Here is a 728-nt window from a genome sequence, read left to right as displayed (position 1 = left end):
AACGACAGCTGGCTGACCCGATTGATCGACATGGAGTACTGGTTGGCTTGCAACGAGGAGCGCGCGGCGCAGACGCGGTTTGGTGCCGTCATGTGCTGCTGTGGGCCGTGCGCCATGTACCGGCGATCCGCGCTGCTGTTGCTGCTCGAGCAATACGAGACGCAGTTCTTCCGGGGAAAAGCCCACTCCGGCGGCCAAGCTGCTCGAGAGCTCACAAGGGAGCTCGTCGCGGCCAAACTGGACTCGAGCACCGTGACCGAGACTCGCGCCAGGGGCTTGAGCAGGCGAACAGTCCGAGCGAAAGGACACCGTGCTCTCTTCTATCCAGAAGAGCTCCGCTCGACGAGAAGGTCGCAGCCGTACCGCCAGATCGCCGGACCATCGCCAATCGTACACAAATCGCCAAACCTGTTCTCGCTCGGGGAGTGACAAGTCAACTCAAGCGGGACCGAAATGATGGCGCTCGTATTATTGGCAATTTCATCGATCAGAAATTCAGCCGTTCCTCGCCTACTCAAATCGAGGTTTAGCCTAGCACCTGGCGGAATTCTGCTTAAGGCCTAGGTACGCTCACCGAGCGGGTGACAAGAAGAAATCGCCTATGATCCTGACCTGCCCCTGCCGATTTCCTCCAGTTGAAGTTAGAGTCCGGCCTTCTGAAGGACGGACAAATGAAGCGAGCCAGGTTTACGGAAGAGCAGATTATAGGCGTGCTGCGCGAGCATGAG

At 58.2% G+C, this 728-nt stretch carries 1 pseudogene; it reads left to right on the top strand.

The features are described 5' to 3' along the window. Positions 1 to 429, top strand: a pseudogene (locus AC0L27_RS41090) (hypothetical protein); the annotation flags it as partial. Between the last annotated feature and the right edge of the window lie 299 nt (positions 430 to 728).

The sequence above is a fragment of the Bradyrhizobium sp. Ken51 genome, from assembly GCF_055807435.1.
The sequence above is the reverse complement of the archived record's forward strand: the minus strand, read 5'-3'. Positions and strand labels throughout refer to the sequence as shown.